Raw genomic sequence first — 15,167 nt, forward strand, 5'->3', positions numbered from 1 at the left:
CGTGGGGCAGGACGGCACCTCCTGGCCCGGGTTGCTCACCGACCTCATCGCCGGTCGTGACCTCGACCGCCCGACGGCCGAGTGGGCGATGAACCAGATCATGGAGGGCGAGGCGACCCCCTCGCAGGTCGCGGGCTTCCTCATCGGCCTGCGGGCCAAGGGCGAGAGCATCGACGAGATGCGTGGTCTGGCCGAGCAGATGCTCGCCCACGCCCGGCGCATCGAGGTGCCCGGCCCGAGCCTCGACATCGTCGGCACGGGCGGCGACCGCGCCCACACCGTGAACATCTCGACGATGTCGTCGATGGTCGCCGCGGCCGCCGGGGTGCGCCTCGTCAAGCACGGCAACCGGGCCGCCTCCTCGTCGTCCGGGTCGGCCGACGTCCTCGAGGCCCTCGGCATCGACCTGTCGCTGCCCCCCGAGCGGGTCGTCGAGGTCGCCGAAGAGGCCGGCATCACGTTCTGCTTCGCGCAGACCTTCCACCCGTCGTTCCGTCACACCGCCGTGCCGCGTCGCGACCTCGGCGTCGGCACCGCTTTCAACTTCCTCGGGCCGCTCACCAACCCCGCGCAGCCGACGTATGCCGCCGTGGGCTGCGCCGACGCCCACATGGCACCGCTGCTCGCCGGGGTCTTCGCCGACCGTGGCAAGGACGCCGCCGTGTTCCGCGGCGACGACGGGCTCGACGAGGTCACAGTCTCCACCACGACGCACGTCTGGTGGGTGCGCGGGGGCGCGGTCACCGAGCACTCGGTCGACCCCGCCCGCCTCGGGCTCGAGCTGCACCCCATCGAGTCACTGCGCGGCGGCGACGCCGTCCACAACGCGGGAGTCGTCCGTGACATCTTCGCCGGCGCCACCGGCGCGGTGCGCGACGCGGTGCTGCTCAACGCGGGCATCGCCCTGGCGCTGACCCGTCCCGACTCGGGCGCCTCGCCCGCAGCCTTCGACGCGGACCTCAGGGCGGCCATGGACGTCGCGGCGGACGCCATCGACAGCGGGGCGGCCGCCGCGCTCGTGGATCGCTGGGTGGCGGCCACACGCCGCTAGACCGGGACTCGATCGGCCTCGACTGCAATCGACCGGCCTCGTCGGGAATCGACCGGCCTCGCCGGGCCGCCCACCGAGCCGGACGTCTCCGACCCGTCAGGCGGCGGGTCCGTCTACTCGCCCTCGAGGCCGAGGCTGAAGGCCGCCTCGAGGTCGTGCGAGGAGTAGGTGCGGAACGCGATGTGGGTCGACGTGCCGACGATGCCCTGCACCTTGTTGAGCCGGTCGGCGATGACATCGGCGAACTCCTCGTGCGCCTTGACCCGCACCATGGCGATGAGGTCGGCGTCGCCGGTCACGGAGTAGACCTCCGACACGGCAGGGATCTCGGCGACGGCTTCGGCCACCTCGGGGATCCGGTCGACCTCGCAGCTGATCATGACGATGGCGGTGATCACGATGCACACCCTAGCCCCCGACCCGGCAGGTCCCACGGCAGGCCGTCGGGCGACCGGCCGGTGCTCACGCGTCGCTGGTCAGGCCCGTCACCCGGCACCTCGCCCGGCCAGTCATGGGGCCCGTCATCCCGCACGGCGCAGCCGGTCGCGGCGACCGCCAGCACCACCGCGACCACCGTGACCCACACGACCGCCGTGTCCCGACGCGCCTGGCGACGCGACGTCGTCGTCGAAGCCGACGACGTCGCGGGCTGAGGCGATCGCGGGCTCGAGCTCGGTGCGCACGGACCCCGCGCCGCCGACAGGGCAGGTCCACAGCCCGTCGAGCTCGACGATGCGCACCCCCGGCGCCTCGAGCCAGCGCAGCAGGATCTCGGTCTCCTCGGTCAGGGCCGAGGGACGTTCGGACGTCGGCGGCGGCACGACCTCGGCCGTGGCCTGCACGGAGGCGACGTAGGGCATCGGGTCGGCCCCGCGCGGACTGACCGCGGTGCCGGCGAGCCGGCCGTGCCGGATGCAGACGAGCTCCCAACCGCCGGCGTCGCTGCGCCGGGCCGCGACGATCTCGGGGGAGCGGGTCAGCGGCGCGAGCCGCTGCGCGCGCGCAGCGCCCCGGACGAGCTGCAGGAACCGGTCACGCACGCGTGCAGCGTCCTCGAAGCGCTCCTGCGACGCGAGCTCCTCCAGGCGTGCGCGCAGCAGCTCGGCGCCAGGACGGGCGTTGCCCGTGAAGATGGCGCGGCAGTCGGCCACCACGACCGCGTAGTCGCCCTCGGACTGGGCGCCGGTGCAGGGAGCCCCGCAGCGTCCCATGTCGGCGAGTGCGCAGGCAGTGCCGCGACCGGTGAGCCTGCCGGTGCACTGCCGCAGGGGCACCACCTCGTGGACGGCGTCGACGGCGGCCTGAGCCGTGACCCGTGACCGGAACGGACCGATGTAGTGGGCCTCGTCGTCACGCACCTGCTTGACGATGGACAGGCGTGGGAAGCGCTCCTGCGTCAGCTTGACCCACACCACCTTGCGGCCGTCCTTGGACCGACGGTTGAAGCGCGGCTTGTGCTCGTCGATGAGCCGCAGCTCGCGCACCTGGGCTTCGAGCGCGGTCTGGCAGACGATGGGGTGGACGACGTGGGCGAGGCGCACCATCTCGGCCATGCGGCTGCGCTGCTCGGAGGCGGTGAAGTAGCTGCGGACCCTGGTGCGGATGTCGCGGCTCGTGCCGACGTAGAGGACGCGGTCGTTGCCGTCCTTGAACAGGTAGACCCCGGGGGAGCTGGGCAGCGGGTCGGCGAGGAAGCGCTTGCGGCGCTGCGAGGGGGTGACCCGCGAGCTGTAGCTGGAGAGCTCCTCGAGCGTGTGGACGCCGAGGTTGCCGACCCGCTCGATGAGTCCGTGGAGGACGTCGACCGTGGCGCGCGCGTCGTGCAGGGCGCGGTGGTCGGGCGTGGTGGTGGCGCCGAACACCTGCGCGAGCGATGAGAGACGGTGGTTGGGCGACTCGTCCCGCACGACGAGCTGTCGAGCCAGCTGGAGCGTGTCGAGCACGGCGAACCCGGGCCACGGTGCACCGACCCGCGCCGCGGCGGCCCTGAGGAAGCCGATGTCGAAGCCGGCGTTGTGGGCGACGAGGACGCTGCCCGCGGCGAACTCGAGGAAGGCGGGCAGCGCGCTCTCGATGCGGGGTGCGTCGCGGACCATGGTGTCGGTGATGCCGGTGAGCACCGAGATGAACGCCGGGATCGGCTCGGCCGGGTTGACGAGCGTCTGGAACTCGCCGAGCACCTCGCCGCCACGGACCTTCACCGCGCCGATCTCGGTGATGCCGCACTGGGCCGGCGTGCCCCCGGTGGTCTCGAGGTCGACCACGACGAAGGTGACCCCGGCGAGTGAGGTGCCGAGGTCGTCGAACGTCGCCTGGATCGCCTGCATGCCCTGACCGTAGGCGGGTGCGCCGACATTGGCCCGGAGGCGCGTCGTCCCCCGCCGAGGGGTAGGACGTCCGCTCGTCCGCGAGCGGCGTTGTCGGTGGGCGCCCCTAGCGTCGTTCACGACAGATCGCAACGAGAGACGAAGGGTGGAAACAACGATGATGCTCGTCGACTGCCAGACCTGCCCGGTGCGGGACGTCCACTGCGCTGACTGCATGGTGACGGCGCTGGCCGAGACCCCGCTGCAGCTGGGGGCGCGCACCGGCGGCCCGGGGCGTCCACAGCTCGCCGACCCTGCTGCCCCGCCGCCCGGCACCGTGCCCCTCGACCGCGCCGAGCGGCGAGCCGTGTCGGCCTTCCTGGCGGCCGGCCTGGTCACGACCGCGACCGCGAACGCCGCTCGTGCCGAGCTCGACCGCGAGCGCGAGGAAGGGGTTCGCGCCCCGGCCCACGGCGCCCGCTGGGCGGTCTGAGCAGGCCCCCCCGCACGCGGCGTCAGACGGGGTACGGGCGGGCGTGGCACGATGACGCGGTGCCCTGCCAGACCCGTAGAGCGACCGCGGCCACGAGCCGGACGCGTCTCGGCAGGTCGCTCGTCGCTGCCGCGGCGTCCCTGGCACTGGCCGGGTGCACGGCTGGCTCCCCGGCGGGCACGGCCGCGCCGGGCAGCGCTCCACCCGCCCCGGTCTCTGTCACCGACCCGGCCGCCCCTGGGCCCGGCGCCCCAGAGGACATCCCGCCCGAACGATGGGCGGCCGCCAGGCAGCAGGCCGTCACGGCCCTGGTCCGTGCCCGGCTCTCCGCCGCCCACCGGGGCGATGAGCGCGCCTGGCTCGCGCCTCTGGGCGGCCCGAACCGGACCGTCCTGCGCACCACCCAGCAGGCCGTGCTCCAGCGGATGAGCGCCATCGGCGTCGAAGACCTCGAGCTGGACGACCTGCGTGAGACGACCGCGCCGGTGCCGGCCCCTGCCGGCACGTCGGTCGAGTGGGACGTCAGGGTCGACCTCAGCTACAGGATCCGCGGCTTCGACACGGCGCCGCGATCCTTCGACCTCGACCTCACGTTCAAGGCCGACCCGGCGGTCCCGCAACGACTGACGGTCACGGCGAGCGCGCCGTCGGGGCGTCCGCAGCCGTGGGACCTCGCCGGTCTGCGTGTCCGGCGGTCGCCGACGGCGCTCGTCCTCGCGGTCGGCAGCGCCTCGCGGGTCGAGGAGATCGCCCGCCGTGCCCGCACGGCTTCCTCACGGGTGGCGGCGGTGTGGGGGAGTGCCCGGCCGGCAGTGTGGATCGCCCCGGCGAGCGATGCCGACGCCGGTCGGCTGCTGGGCCGCGCCGCTGGCCCCGACGGTCTCGGCGGTGTGGCGGCGGCCACGGACGGCCCGTTGACGCCGGGCGAGCCGGCGGGTGCCGATCGCATCATCCTCGTGCCCAGGGCCTGGACGTCGCTCCGGTCCGACGGTCGCGACGTCGTCATGACCCATGAGCTGACCCACGTCACCGTGCGCGGCTCGACCACCCGAGCGGTGCCCGTCTGGCTCTCGGAGGGCTTCGCCGAGCTCGTCGCCTACCGCCCGATCGACCTGCCGGAAAGGGCCGTGGTCGGTCCGGCGGTCGCTCTCGTGCGCGCTGGTGGCATGCCGCGCGCCCTGCCGGGTGACGACGACTTCGCTCCGGGCACGCAGACGCTCCAGGCGGCATACGGCCTCTCCCTGGTGGCCCTGCGCTCGCTAGCCGACGCGCACGGCACCCGGGCCGTCGTCGCGCTGTACCGCGCGGCGGCGGGCGGTATCGCGGTGCCCACGGGCCGGCTCGACGACAGGGAAGCGGTCGTCGACACCGCGCTGCAGGCCACGATGGGCACCACGCGAGGTCGCCTCGTCAAGGACTGGCAGGCCCGGCTGCGGAGCCTGCTGCACTGAGCCGCCCGGCTGCGAACAACCCTTGGGTTCAGGCGTAGAGCGCGTCGACGTCGTCGGCGAAGTCCTTCATGACGACGTTGCGCTTCAGCTTGAGCGACGGCGTGAGGTAGCCGTTCGCCTCGGTGAAGTCGCCGGGCAGCACCGTGAACTTGCGGATGGACTCGGCCTTCGACACGGCCTCGTTCGCGCGGTCGACCGCCTCCTGGAGCGCCTCCAGCACCTTGGGGTGGGAGCGGGCCTGCTCGAGCGTCACGTCCTCGAGCCCGTGCGTCTTGGCCCAGAGCGGCCACATCTCCTCGTCGAGCGTCAGCAGCACGCCGATGAAGGGCTTCTGGTCGCCGACCACGATGCACTGCGACACGAGCGGGTGGGCGCGCAGGCGGTCCTCCAGCACGGCGGGGGCGACGTTCTTGCCGCCCGCCGTCACGAGGATCTCCTTCTTGCGGCCCGTGATCCGCAGGTAGCCGTCGTCGTCCATCTCACCGAGGTCGCCGGTGTGGAACCAGCCGTCGACGAGCGCCTCGGACGTGGCAGTGGCGTTGCCGTGGTAGCTGCCGAAGACACCGACGCCCTTGAGCAGGATCTCGCCGTCGTCGGCGATGCGGATGCCGGTGCCCGGCAGGGGCGGTCCCACCGTGCCGATCTTGATGCGGTCGGGGGTGTTCACGGCGACGGGGGCCGTCGTCTCGGTGAGGCCGTAGCCCTCGAGGATGACGACACCGATGCCGCGGTAGAAGTGGCCGAGACGGGTGCCGAGGGGCGCTCCGCCCGAGACCGCGTAACGCACCTTGCCGCCCATGGCGGCGCGCAGCTTGCCGTAGACGAGGCGGTCGAAGATCGCGTGCTGGATGCGGAGCCCGAGGCCCGGGCCGCCGGCGTCGAGGGCCTCGCTGTAGGCGATGGCGACGGTGGCGGCGCGAAGGAAGATCTTGCCCTTGCCGTCGGCGGACGCCTTGGCCTCGGCCGAGTTGAAGATCTTCTCGAAGACGCGCGGCACCGCGAGCACGAACGTCGGCTGGAACCCGGCGAAGTCGTCGAGGAGGGTCTTGATGTCGGCAGAGTGACCCATGCGCGCCTTGCCGGCCACGCAGAGCACCTCGATGAACCGCGCGAAGACGTGGGCGAGTGGCAGGAAGAGGAGAGTCGACGCGTTGTCGGTGAGGACGACCTGCCCGAGCTTCTCGATGGCGTTCTCGGCGAGGTCGAGGAAGTTGCCGTGCGTCAGCTCGCAGCCCTTGGGGCGGCCCGTGGTGCCGGACGTGTAGATGATCGTCGCGAGCGAGCGCCGGTCGAGCCCCGAGCGGCGCTCGGCGAGGTCGGCGTCGCTGACCTCGCCACCCTTCTCGCGCAGGGCGTCGAGCCCGCCGCCCTCGATGGTGACGACGGCGCGCAGCGACGGCAGGTCGCCGCGGATCTGCTCGACGACGGACCGGTGTGCCTGGGTCTCGACGACGGCGAGGTGCGCGTCGGAGTCGGAGAGGATCCACTGCACCTGCTCGGCGGAGGAGGTCTCGTAGATCGGGACGACGACGGCGCCGGCGCTCCAGGCGGCGAAGTCGACGAGGGTCCACTCGTAGCGGGTGCGCGACATGAGGGCGATGCGGTCGCCGGGCTGGATGCCCTCGGCCATGAAGCCCTTGGCGACGGCCGCGACGTCGGCGGCGAACTGCGACCACGTGACGTGGGTCCAGCCGCCCGAGGGGGTCTTGCGCGAGAACGCCGTCTCGGCCCCGGACTCCGCGGCGTTGCGTGCCGGCAGGTCGGCGAGGCTGCCGTCCGTCGTGACGGGGGCAAGTGCGGCGACGACGTTGTCCTTCACTGTCACTCCTGATCGCGTGGGAAAGTTCTGGTGCACCTTACCGAGCGGTAACTGCCCGGGCCACGTCGTGAAGGTCACAGCGGAATCCGGGGGCGCGGCCGGCCCTCGCGGACCCGGCGGACCACATCTTCGCACGCGGCCGACGCGCCGTGACAGGCGTCCGGGCGTGGGCGGTCGTGCGACAGGTGACGCGATAGCCTTCGGCGCATGGCCGATCGCACCGAGTCCTCCATCGTCATCGACGCACCTCCGGGCGAGGTGCTCGACGTCATCGCGGACTTCGAGGCCTACCCCGAGTGGGCGGGTGAGGTGAAGGACGTCGCGGTGCTCGCCGAGGAGGGTGACGGCTGGGCCGACCAGGTGCAGTTCACCCTCGACGCCGGCGCGATCAAGGACACCTACGTCCTGGACTACGAGTGGGACGTCGTCGAGGACGGCACGGGAGTCATCTCCTGGTCGCTCGTGTCGGCGCAGGTGCTCAAGGCGATGAACGGCTCCTACACCCTGGCGAGCGACGGCGACGGCACCAAGGTCACTTACCGTCTCGCGGTCGACGTCAAGATCCCGATGATCGGGCTGCTCAAGCGCAAGGCGGAGAAGGTCATCGTCGACACCGCGCTCAAGGAGCTGAAGAAGCGCGTCGAGGCCTGAGCCGCGGTGACGCCCAACGACGCATCCCGCGCCGGTGGCGCCCCCGGCTCCGTGGCCGAGGAGGCGGCGCTGCTCGTCGACCTGCTCTCCCAGCGTGGCTGGGGTGCCCCTTCGCGTATGCCGTCGGGCACGTCCGACGCGAACGGCCACCCCGCCGACCGAGCGCACGAGCAGCCGCATCACGACCACCCGGCCGCCGACCCGAGCGACCGTCCTGACGGCTCCGGCGATCGCCACTCCGCCCGGTCGGACTGCACCTGCGGCGGCACGACCCCCGCTGCGTGCCGGGTCTGCCCGGTCTGCCAGCTGATCGCCTTCGTGCAGCAGGTCAACCCCGACACCATCGACCGGGTCGCCGACTTCGTGGGCTTCGCGGCGACGGCCCTGCGTGACCTGGCGACCGCGCAGCGCGAACGCCGCGAGGAGCGCGGTGACCATGGCGATGACGAGCACAACGACGACGAGCGCAACGACGACGAGCGCCACACGACGCGGCCGGGAGGACCCTGATGAGCAGACGGCTGGCCATCGGCATCGACATCGGCGGCACCAAGGTGGCCGGAGGTGTCGTCGACGAGAACGGTGTCATCACGCACCGCACCCGTCGCGACACCCCGCACCGCTCGACGTCGCCCTCGGTCGTGGAGAACACCATCGTCGAGTCGGTCGAGGAGCTGCTGTCGAAGGTCGGTGACGACGACGTCGTGGCGGTCGGCATCGGTGCGGCCGGCTTCGTCGCCGAGGACCGCGCCACGGTCGTCTTCGCGCCGCACCTGTCGTGGCGCAACGAGCCGCTGCGCGACTCGCTCGCCCAGCGCATCGCGCTGCCGATCACCGTCGACAACGACGCGAACGCGGCCGCGTGGGCCGAGGCGTGCTTCGGCGCGGCCCGCGGTGAGTCGCACGTCGTCGTCATCACGCTCGGCACCGGGATCGGGGGCGCGCTCATCATCGACGGCAACGTGCAGCGCGGCCGTCACGGCATCGCCGGCGAGTTCGGCCACATGCAGATCATGCCGGGCGGCGTGCGCTGCGAGTGCGGCAACCGCGGCTGCTGGGAGCAGTACGCCAGCGGCAACGCCCTGGTCCGAGAGGCCCGCGCGATGATGGACGCCGGATCACCCGTCGTCGCCGACCTGCTCTCGCGGCTCGGTGGAGACGGGTCGGCGCTCACCGGCCCCTTCATCACCGAGGCCGCCCGTGACGGCGACCCGACCGCGCGCGAGCTGCTCGCCGACATCGGGCGGTGGCTGGGCATCGGCCTGGCCAACCTCGCCGCGGCCTTCGACCCCGGACTGTTCGTCATCGGCGGGGGCGTCAGCGCCGCCGACGAGATGCTCATAGGCCCGGCCCGCGAGGCGTTCCGGCGACAGCTGCCAGGTCGGGGCTACCGACCGGAGGCGAGGATCGTGCGCGCCGTCCTCGGCAGCGACGCGGGCCTCATCGGGGCGGCCGAGCTGGCGCGGGCGGGCCGCTGACCCGTGCCCGGCGACCGGCCCGGGAACGTGCTGCGGGTCATGAGCTACAACGTGCACGACCTGCGCGACGACCGCGCTGCCGCGGCGCGGGTGGTGCGGACGGTCGCGCCCGACGTGCTCTGTCTCCAGGAGGTCCCGCGCCGGCTCACCACCGAGGTCAGGCTGCCGCGGTTCGCACAAGCGTGCGGCATGGCGTGGGGCAGGGCGTGGGGCAGGGGGCGTCTCGGCACCGGCGGCACGGCCGTGCTCGTCGGTCCACGAGTGGTCCTCGTCGGGCGTAGTCGAGGACGGCTGCCGGTGCGCTTCCCCGACCGCACGAGAGGGTATGCCGCCGCGACCGTGGAGCTCGCCGGCGGCGCGGCCACGGGCCGACCCGTCACGGTCGTCAGCGTGCACCTCGGCCTGCGCGCCGACGAGCGGCTGCGGCATACGTCGGCGGTGCTCGAGAGGTACGCGTCCGACACGTCCTCGCGTGGGTCGGTGTCCGACGTCGTCGTCGCGGGCGACCTCAACGAGGGCAGCGACGGCCGGGCCTTCGCCGTCCTAGCCGACCGCCTGCGCCTCGTGTCGGGTGACACCGCCACCTTCCCGGCCGCGGCCCCGACGGCCGCCCTCGACGTCGTCTTCGCGAGTCCGGGTCTTGGGGTCGCCGTGAGCGAACCTGCGGAGGTCGAGGAACGCGACCTCGCCCGCGGCTCGGACCACCGTCCCGTCTGGGTGGACCTCGACCTCGCGGCCGCACCGGTGCGGGAGCAGGCCGGCTAGACCCGCGTGCCGTCGTCGAAGGGGTCGCGCTCGTTACCGCCCCGCAGCACGAGCAGCACGAAACCGACGACGACCATGGCGAGCGCCGTCGCGACCCACCAGCCGCTGCCGTCGCGGTCGAAGAACAGCACGTAGAGCAGCAGGAGCGGCCCACCCACCAGTCCGCCGACGATGGCCCAGAACATCGGGTCGGTCTCGGCGGAGGGCAGGTCGATCTCGGACGGCGGCACGAAGTGGTCGTCGTCGCCGTCGGACGCGTCGAGCAGGTCGTCGGCGTCGTCGCGCCGGGGCGTGCTCCCGCGCCAGGCGTGCGAGGTCGTCGGAGCGATCGGCAGCTCGAGCCGGCCACCTGCGGGCGTGGTGGTGTCCGGTGACGCGGACGGCGGGGCCTCTGCCGGCGAGGGGTCGAGCGCGACGGCCGAGCCGGTGGGATCGGCGCCGTCGGAGGCGGTGTCGGACGGCTCGTCGGCCGGGGCCTCGGCCGCGGTCGCATCCGTGGGTGACGGCGCCGCCTCACGGCGCTGCGGGTCGGGGGCCTCGTCGTCCCACCCCGCGATGATGCGCTCGAACTCGGCGTCGAGGTCGCGGTCAGCCACGACGGCTCCCGGCGGGGGTCGTCGGCGAGCACGCGGGCGCCCGACGGGGCGTCGGGAGGACCGTCGCAGGGGTCACGGAGGGGCTCCTCGGACGAATCGGCTGTACCTGTCGATCCTCGCATGCGCGGATGTGGGTGCGCGAGTGTCGTAGAGTTCGAGCGGTCACTGATGGAAGGCGGACGCGGTTGTTCTACTGGTTCCTCAAGACGATCGTCATCGGACCGATCATCAAGCTCCTCTTCCGCCCGTGGGTGGAAGGGGAGGAGAACATCCCCGAAGAGGGCGCCGCGATCTTCGCGAGCAACCACCTCTCCTTCTCCGACTCGATCTTCCTGCCGCTCGTCGTCTCGCGGCGCGTGACGTTCCTCGCGAAGAGCGACTACTTCACCGGTCGCGGCATCAAGGGCCGGCTGACCGCCGCCTTCTTCAAGGGTGTCGGGCAGCTGCCCGTCGACCGGTCGGGCGGCAAGGCGAGCAACGCCGCGCTGAGCTCGGGCCTGAAGGTCCTGCGCCGCGGCGACCTGCTCGGCATCTACCCCGAGGGCACCCGTTCGCCCGACGGCCGGCTCTACCGCGGCCGCACCGGCGTGGCCCGGATGGCGCTCGAGGGCAAGGTCACGGTCATCCCCGTCGCCATGATCGGCACCGACAAGGCGCAGCCCACCGGCAAGGTGATCCCGCGCATCATGCGGGTCGGCGTCCGCGTGGGCAAGCCCCTCGACTTCTCACGCTACGAGGGCATGGAGGACGACCGTTTCGTCCTGCGCTCGATCACCGACGAGATCATGTACGAGCTGATGCTGCTCTCCGGCCAGGAGTACGTCGACATGTACGCCACGTCGATGAAGGACCGTCTCGTCTCGGCGGCCCGCGCCAAGGCGCGGGAGCTGCAGGAGGCTGCGAAGCCCGGGAGCGCCGCGCCGGAGCTGGAGGAGGCGCTCGACGCTGCCGAGGGCAAGGCGCGTCCGTCTGCCGACGCCGACCCGACCCCGACCCCGACGAGCTCGGAGCCCGTCGACGACGACGGCGACGGGCCGGTCGTGGCCGCCTCCTGAGCCGATGACCGTGCCTCGCGACGCCGGTGGCGAACCCGTCGACCCGGGCTCGGCCGTCGTCCCGGCGTCGCTTGACCCCTCACCCGCGGGCGAGCGGGGGAGACCCGCACGCCTCGCCGATGACGAGCACGTGCTCGTCCGAGGCCTGTGGCGAGCGGTCGACGTCTTCCGCTGGCTCGCCCTCGCGTACGCGACGTGGGCGGTGTGGGGGCGCCACGGCGAGATCGCGCGCCTCGGGGGAGCCGTCGCCGTGCTGGCGGTCCTGGCCGCGTGGACGGCGGTGCAGACCCTGCGGCCGATGCGCACCGTGCGCGCCTACACCGTCGAGCTCGTCATCGGCTGCAGCGCGATCCTCGCGACCCGCCTCGTCGACGATCCCGAGGTCATCACCGGAGGTGCCAAGACCATCCCGTCGATCTGGCCCACCGCTGCGGTCGTCGGGTTCGCCGTGCTGCGCGGCTGGCGTGGGGGTCTGGCTGCTGCGTCGCTGGTGGCGGCCACCTCGTTCGTCGAGGTCGTGCAGCCGACGGCCAACACCATCTCCAACTCGATCTTCGGGCTGCTGCTCGGCGGCTGCATCGGCTACTGCGTCGACCTGGCCCGCGCCAGCCACGAGGCGCTGGCCGAGGCCATGCGACTCGACGCGGCGCGCAACGAGCGTGACCGTCTCGCGCGCACGGTGCACGACGGGGTCCTGCAGACGCTGGCGTTCATCAACCGCCGCGCCGCCGAACTCGGTGGCGAGGCTGCCCGCCTCGGGGCGATGGCGGGGGAGCAGGAGACCATCCTGCGCACGCTGGTCAGCCAGACCGATCTCGCCGAGGTGGGGCGGGCGGTCAGTGGCGACGCCGACCTGCGCGTCCTGCTCAGGCACGTCGAGCGTGCCGGCGTGCAGCTCGTCGCGCCCGCCGACGCGGTGCTGCTGCCTCGCCGCGTGGCCGACGAGGTCGTCGCGGCCGTCGAGGCCGCGCTCGACAACGTGCGCCAGCACGCAGGCGAGAGCGCCCGCGCGTGGGTGCTGCTCGACGACGACGGCAAGGACGTCGCCGTGACGATCCGCGACTCCGGTCGGGGTGTCCCGGCGGGCCGTCTCGACGAGGCCGTGGGGCAGGGCCGGCTCGGTGTCTCGTCGAGCATCCGGGGTCGTCTCGCGGACCTCGGCGGCTCCGCGAGCATCACGTCCGGGCCGGCGGGCGGCACCACGGTCGAGCTGCGCATCCCGAACCGCCGGACGAACCGACGTCCCACCCGTCACCATGGTGACGAACCGGACACCAGGCCCTCTCGACGAGGGGCACCGTGACGCACCAGGAGGACGCCATGCACCAGGACGGCAGCACGCCGCCCGAACACATCAGTGTCGTCGTCGCCGACGACCACCCGATGTGGCGCGACGCCGTCGCCCGCGACCTCGTGGACGCGGGCTTCGAGGTGCTGGCCACCGCCGACGACGGCCGCTCCGCCCTCGCTCGCACCCGCGCCACGACGCCTGACGTGCTCGTGCTCGACCTGAACCTGCCCGGGCTGAGCGGCGCGGAGGTGTGCGCGGCCCTCGCGCAGGCCGGGGTGCCGACCCGCATCCTCATCCTGTCGGCGAGCGGCGACCACCAGGACGTCCTCGACGCCGTCAAGGCCGGAGCGCTCGGCTACCTCGTCAAGTCGGCGGGTCGGGAGGAGTTCCTCGCCGCCGTGCGGGCGACCGCTGCCGGCGAACCGGTGTTCACCGCCGGGCTGGCCGGCCTCGTGCTCGGGGAGTTCCGGCGGGTCAAGGCCGCCGGCGGCGGCACACCAGAACGGCCTGTCCCCGAGCTCACCGACCGCGAGACCGAGATCCTCAAGTACGTCGCGACCGGCATGGGCTACAAGGAGATCGCGGCCACCCTGTTCCTGTCGCACCGCACCGTCCAGAACCACGTGCAGAACATCTTCGGCAAGCTGCAGATGCACAACCGCGTCGAGCTCGCCCGCTTCGCCATGGAGCGCGGCCTCGACCTCGCCGACCCCACATCGCCCGCCTGACGGCATACGCCAACGGGAGCTCTCGGGCGCCCGGAGGTTTCGGGATGCGGACCCGTGCAAAGAGCGTGCGTGGCGGCGTCTACGCTTGCGGGGTGAACATGAGGACCGTCACCGCCGATGTCGGTCTCGAACCCGCTGACGGGTCCGAGGCCCTCGCCGCCCTCACGGCTGCGGCCACTGAGCTCGAGGCCCAGCAGCAGCCGGCCTGGCCCGACACCGCCGCGCTCGCCGAGGTGATCGAGACGCTCGCCTCGTATCCTCCGCTCGTCTTCGCCGGCGAGTGCGACATCCTCACCGACCGCATGGCGAAGGCCGCCGTCGGCGAGGCGTTCGTGCTCCAGGGCGGCGACTGCGCCGAGACGTTCGCGTCCGCGACGGCCGACAACATCCGCGACCGCATCAAGACGATCCTGCAGATGGCGGCCGTGCTGACCTACGGCGCGTCGGTGCCGGTCGTCAAGATCGGCCGCATGGCCGGGCAGTACGCCAAGCCGCGCAGCTCGACGGTCGAGACCCGCGAGGGCGTCACGCTGCCCGCGTTCCGTGGCGACATGGTCAACGACTTCGCCTTCCACGAGGCCGCGCGCATCCCCGACCCGCAGCGCCTCGTCCGCGCCTACCACGCGAGCTCGGCCACCCTGAACCTCGTGCGCGCTTTCACCACAGGCGGATTCGCCGACCTGCGGCACGTGCACGACTGGAACCGCGGCTTCGTCGCCAACTCCGCCAACGCCCGCTACGAGAAGCTCGCCAAGGACATCGACAAGGCGATGCGGTTCATGGCGGCGTGCGGCGCCGACTTCGACGCCATGCGCACCGTCGAGTTCTTCGCCGCCCACGAGGCGCTGCTGCTCGACTACGAGCGCCCGCTGACCCGCATCGACTCCCGCTCGGGCCGCCTCTACGACACCTCGGGCCACTTCGTCTGGGTCGGCGAGCGCACTCGTCAGCTCGACGGGGCGCACGTCGACTTCGTCTCGCGCATCAGCAACCCGATCGGCGTCAAGCTCGGGCCCAAGGCCGACATCGACGAGGTGCTGCGCCTCATCGACAAGGTCGACCCGAACCGCACCCCGGGCCGCCTGACCTTCATCACGCGGATGGGCGCCGGCACGATCCGCGACGCCCTGCCGGCCCTCGTCGACAAGGTGACGGCGTCCGGTGCGACCGTGACGTGGATCTGCGACCCCATGCACGGCAACACGTTCGAGAGCCCGTCCGGCTACAAGACGCGCGACTTCGAGGACATCGTCGAGGAGGTCCGCGGCTTCTTCGAGGTGCACCAGTCCCTCGGCACGATCCCCGGCGGCATCCACGTCGAGCTCACCGGCAACGACGTGACCGAGTGCCTCGGCGGTGCCGAGAAGATCATCGACTCCGACCTCGAGAAGCGCTACGAGTCCGTGTGCGACCCGCGCCTGAACCACCAGCAGTCCCTCGAGCTCGCCTTCGTCGTCGCCGAGATGCTCGGCCAGGCCTGAGC

General features: G+C 72.6%; 15 protein-coding genes. 11 read left to right on the forward strand and 4 right to left on the reverse strand.

Annotation, left to right across the window (positions count from 1 at the left end; genetic code table 11):
- Position 1: 1 nt before the first annotated feature.
- Complete coding sequence (gene trpD, locus ACYVNR_RS10740) at positions 2-1,051, forward strand: anthranilate phosphoribosyltransferase (RefSeq protein WP_082081096.1); 1,050 nt, start codon at positions 2-4, stop codon at positions 1,049-1,051.
- 113 nt (positions 1,052-1,164) lie between these two features.
- Here the strand turns inward: trpD and ACYVNR_RS10745 are convergent, their stop codons facing one another.
- Together ACYVNR_RS10745 and ACYVNR_RS10750 are read right to left on the reverse strand one after the other, a co-directional pair.
- The gene (locus tag ACYVNR_RS10745; RefSeq protein WP_045192538.1) at positions 1,165-1,449 is read right to left on the reverse strand and encodes an Lrp/AsnC family transcriptional regulator; all 285 of its coding nucleotides are present in this window, start codon (positions 1,447-1,449) and stop codon (positions 1,165-1,167) included.
- A gap of 123 nt (positions 1,450-1,572) precedes the next feature.
- Positions 1,573-3,378, reverse strand: a complete 1,806-nt coding sequence (locus ACYVNR_RS10750) for a DEDD exonuclease domain-containing protein (protein ID WP_458800389.1) — start codon at positions 3,376-3,378, stop codon at positions 1,573-1,575.
- A 145-nt stretch (positions 3,379-3,523) separates the two neighbouring features.
- On the opposite strand from ACYVNR_RS10750, the gene ACYVNR_RS10755 reads away from it, so the two are divergent.
- Both ACYVNR_RS10755 and ACYVNR_RS10760 read left to right on the forward strand, forming a co-directional pair.
- Complete coding sequence (locus ACYVNR_RS10755; RefSeq protein WP_458800391.1) at positions 3,524-3,850, forward strand: hypothetical protein; 327 nt, start codon at positions 3,524-3,526, stop codon at positions 3,848-3,850.
- 59 nt (positions 3,851-3,909) lie between these two features.
- Entirely contained in the window at positions 3,910-5,301 is a 1,392-nt protein-coding gene (locus tag ACYVNR_RS10760) for a hypothetical protein (protein WP_461048050.1), read from the forward strand.
- Between the two features lie 28 nt (positions 5,302-5,329).
- Here ACYVNR_RS10760 and ACYVNR_RS10765 read toward each other — a convergent pair whose 3' ends face one another.
- The gene (locus tag ACYVNR_RS10765; RefSeq protein ID WP_461048052.1) at positions 5,330-7,120 is read right to left on the reverse strand and encodes an AMP-dependent synthetase/ligase; all 1,791 of its coding nucleotides are present in this window, start codon (positions 7,118-7,120) and stop codon (positions 5,330-5,332) included.
- A gap of 207 nt (positions 7,121-7,327) precedes the next feature.
- On the opposite strand from ACYVNR_RS10765, the gene ACYVNR_RS10770 reads away from it, so the two are divergent.
- From ACYVNR_RS10770 to ACYVNR_RS10785, 4 genes are read left to right on the forward strand one after another with little or no spacing between them, the layout of a single operon-like run.
- On the forward strand, positions 7,328-7,771 hold the full coding sequence (locus ACYVNR_RS10770; RefSeq protein WP_461048054.1) for an SRPBCC family protein: 444 nt from the start codon (positions 7,328-7,330) through the stop codon (positions 7,769-7,771).
- 6 nt (positions 7,772-7,777) lie between these two features.
- Positions 7,778-8,281 (forward strand): hypothetical protein, encoded by a 504-nt coding sequence (locus tag ACYVNR_RS10775; protein ID WP_461048055.1) that lies wholly within the window; start codon positions 7,778-7,780, stop codon positions 8,279-8,281.
- Positions 8,281-9,249 carry an ROK family glucokinase gene (locus tag ACYVNR_RS10780; RefSeq protein WP_045192530.1) on the forward strand — a complete coding sequence of 323 codons (969 nt, stop codon included), beginning with the start codon at positions 8,281-8,283 and terminating at the stop codon, positions 9,247-9,249. Before ACYVNR_RS10775 ends, ACYVNR_RS10780 begins: the two co-directional genes overlap by 1 nt.
- 39 nt (positions 9,250-9,288) lie before the next feature.
- Entirely contained in the window at positions 9,289-10,014 is a 726-nt protein-coding gene (locus tag ACYVNR_RS10785; protein WP_461048057.1) for an endonuclease/exonuclease/phosphatase family protein, read from the forward strand.
- Here the strand turns inward: ACYVNR_RS10785 and ACYVNR_RS10790 are convergent.
- Positions 10,011-10,610, reverse strand: coding sequence for a hypothetical protein (locus tag ACYVNR_RS10790; RefSeq protein ID WP_461048058.1), 600 nt, complete (start codon positions 10,608-10,610; stop codon positions 10,011-10,013). The two genes, ACYVNR_RS10785 and ACYVNR_RS10790, sit on opposite strands and share 4 nt — an antisense overlap.
- 185 nt (positions 10,611-10,795) lie before the next feature.
- Here ACYVNR_RS10790 and ACYVNR_RS10795 point away from each other — a divergent pair, with 185 nt between their 5' ends.
- The 4 genes from ACYVNR_RS10795 (at position 10,796) to ACYVNR_RS10810 (ending at position 15,165) form a co-directional block, all read left to right on the forward strand.
- Complete coding sequence (locus ACYVNR_RS10795) at positions 10,796-11,665, forward strand: lysophospholipid acyltransferase family protein (protein ID WP_461048060.1); 870 nt, start codon at positions 10,796-10,798, stop codon at positions 11,663-11,665.
- Positions 11,666-11,669: 4 nt separating this feature from the next.
- Positions 11,670-12,968, forward strand: coding sequence for a MacS family sensor histidine kinase (macS, locus tag ACYVNR_RS10800; protein ID WP_461048062.1), 1,299 nt, complete (start codon positions 11,670-11,672; stop codon positions 12,966-12,968).
- A 17-nt stretch (positions 12,969-12,985) separates the two neighbouring features.
- Positions 12,986-13,684 (forward strand): response regulator, encoded by a 699-nt coding sequence (locus ACYVNR_RS10805; RefSeq protein ID WP_045192685.1) that lies wholly within the window; start codon positions 12,986-12,988, stop codon positions 13,682-13,684.
- Between the two features lie 98 nt (positions 13,685-13,782).
- Entirely contained in the window at positions 13,783-15,165 is a 1,383-nt protein-coding gene (locus tag ACYVNR_RS10810; RefSeq protein ID WP_082081094.1) for a class II 3-deoxy-7-phosphoheptulonate synthase, read from the forward strand.
- Positions 15,166-15,167 lie beyond the last annotated feature (2 nt).

This window comes from Terrabacter koreensis (genome assembly GCF_054783315.1).

What these genes read in the sequence shown, in the direction of transcription:
- ACYVNR_RS10750 (WP_458800389.1), bottom strand. Translation starts at nt 3,378, where the DNA reads ATGCAGGCGATCCAGGCGACGTTCGACGACCTCGGCACCTCACTCGCC.
- ACYVNR_RS10770 (WP_461048054.1), top strand. Translation starts at nt 7,328, where the DNA reads ATGGCCGATCGCACCGAGTCCTCCATCGTCATCGACGCACCTCCGGGC.
- ACYVNR_RS10780 (WP_045192530.1), top strand. Translation starts at nt 8,281, where the DNA reads ATGAGCAGACGGCTGGCCATCGGCATCGACATCGGCGGCACCAAGGTG.
- ACYVNR_RS10785 (WP_461048057.1), top strand. Translation starts at nt 9,289, where the DNA reads ATGAGCTACAACGTGCACGACCTGCGCGACGACCGCGCTGCCGCGGCG.
- macS (WP_461048062.1), top strand. Translation starts at nt 11,670, where the DNA reads ATGACCGTGCCTCGCGACGCCGGTGGCGAACCCGTCGACCCGGGCTCG.
- ACYVNR_RS10805 (WP_045192685.1), top strand. Translation starts at nt 12,986, where the DNA reads ATGCACCAGGACGGCAGCACGCCGCCCGAACACATCAGTGTCGTCGTC.
- ACYVNR_RS10810 (WP_082081094.1), top strand. Translation starts at nt 13,783, where the DNA reads ATGAGGACCGTCACCGCCGATGTCGGTCTCGAACCCGCTGACGGGTCC.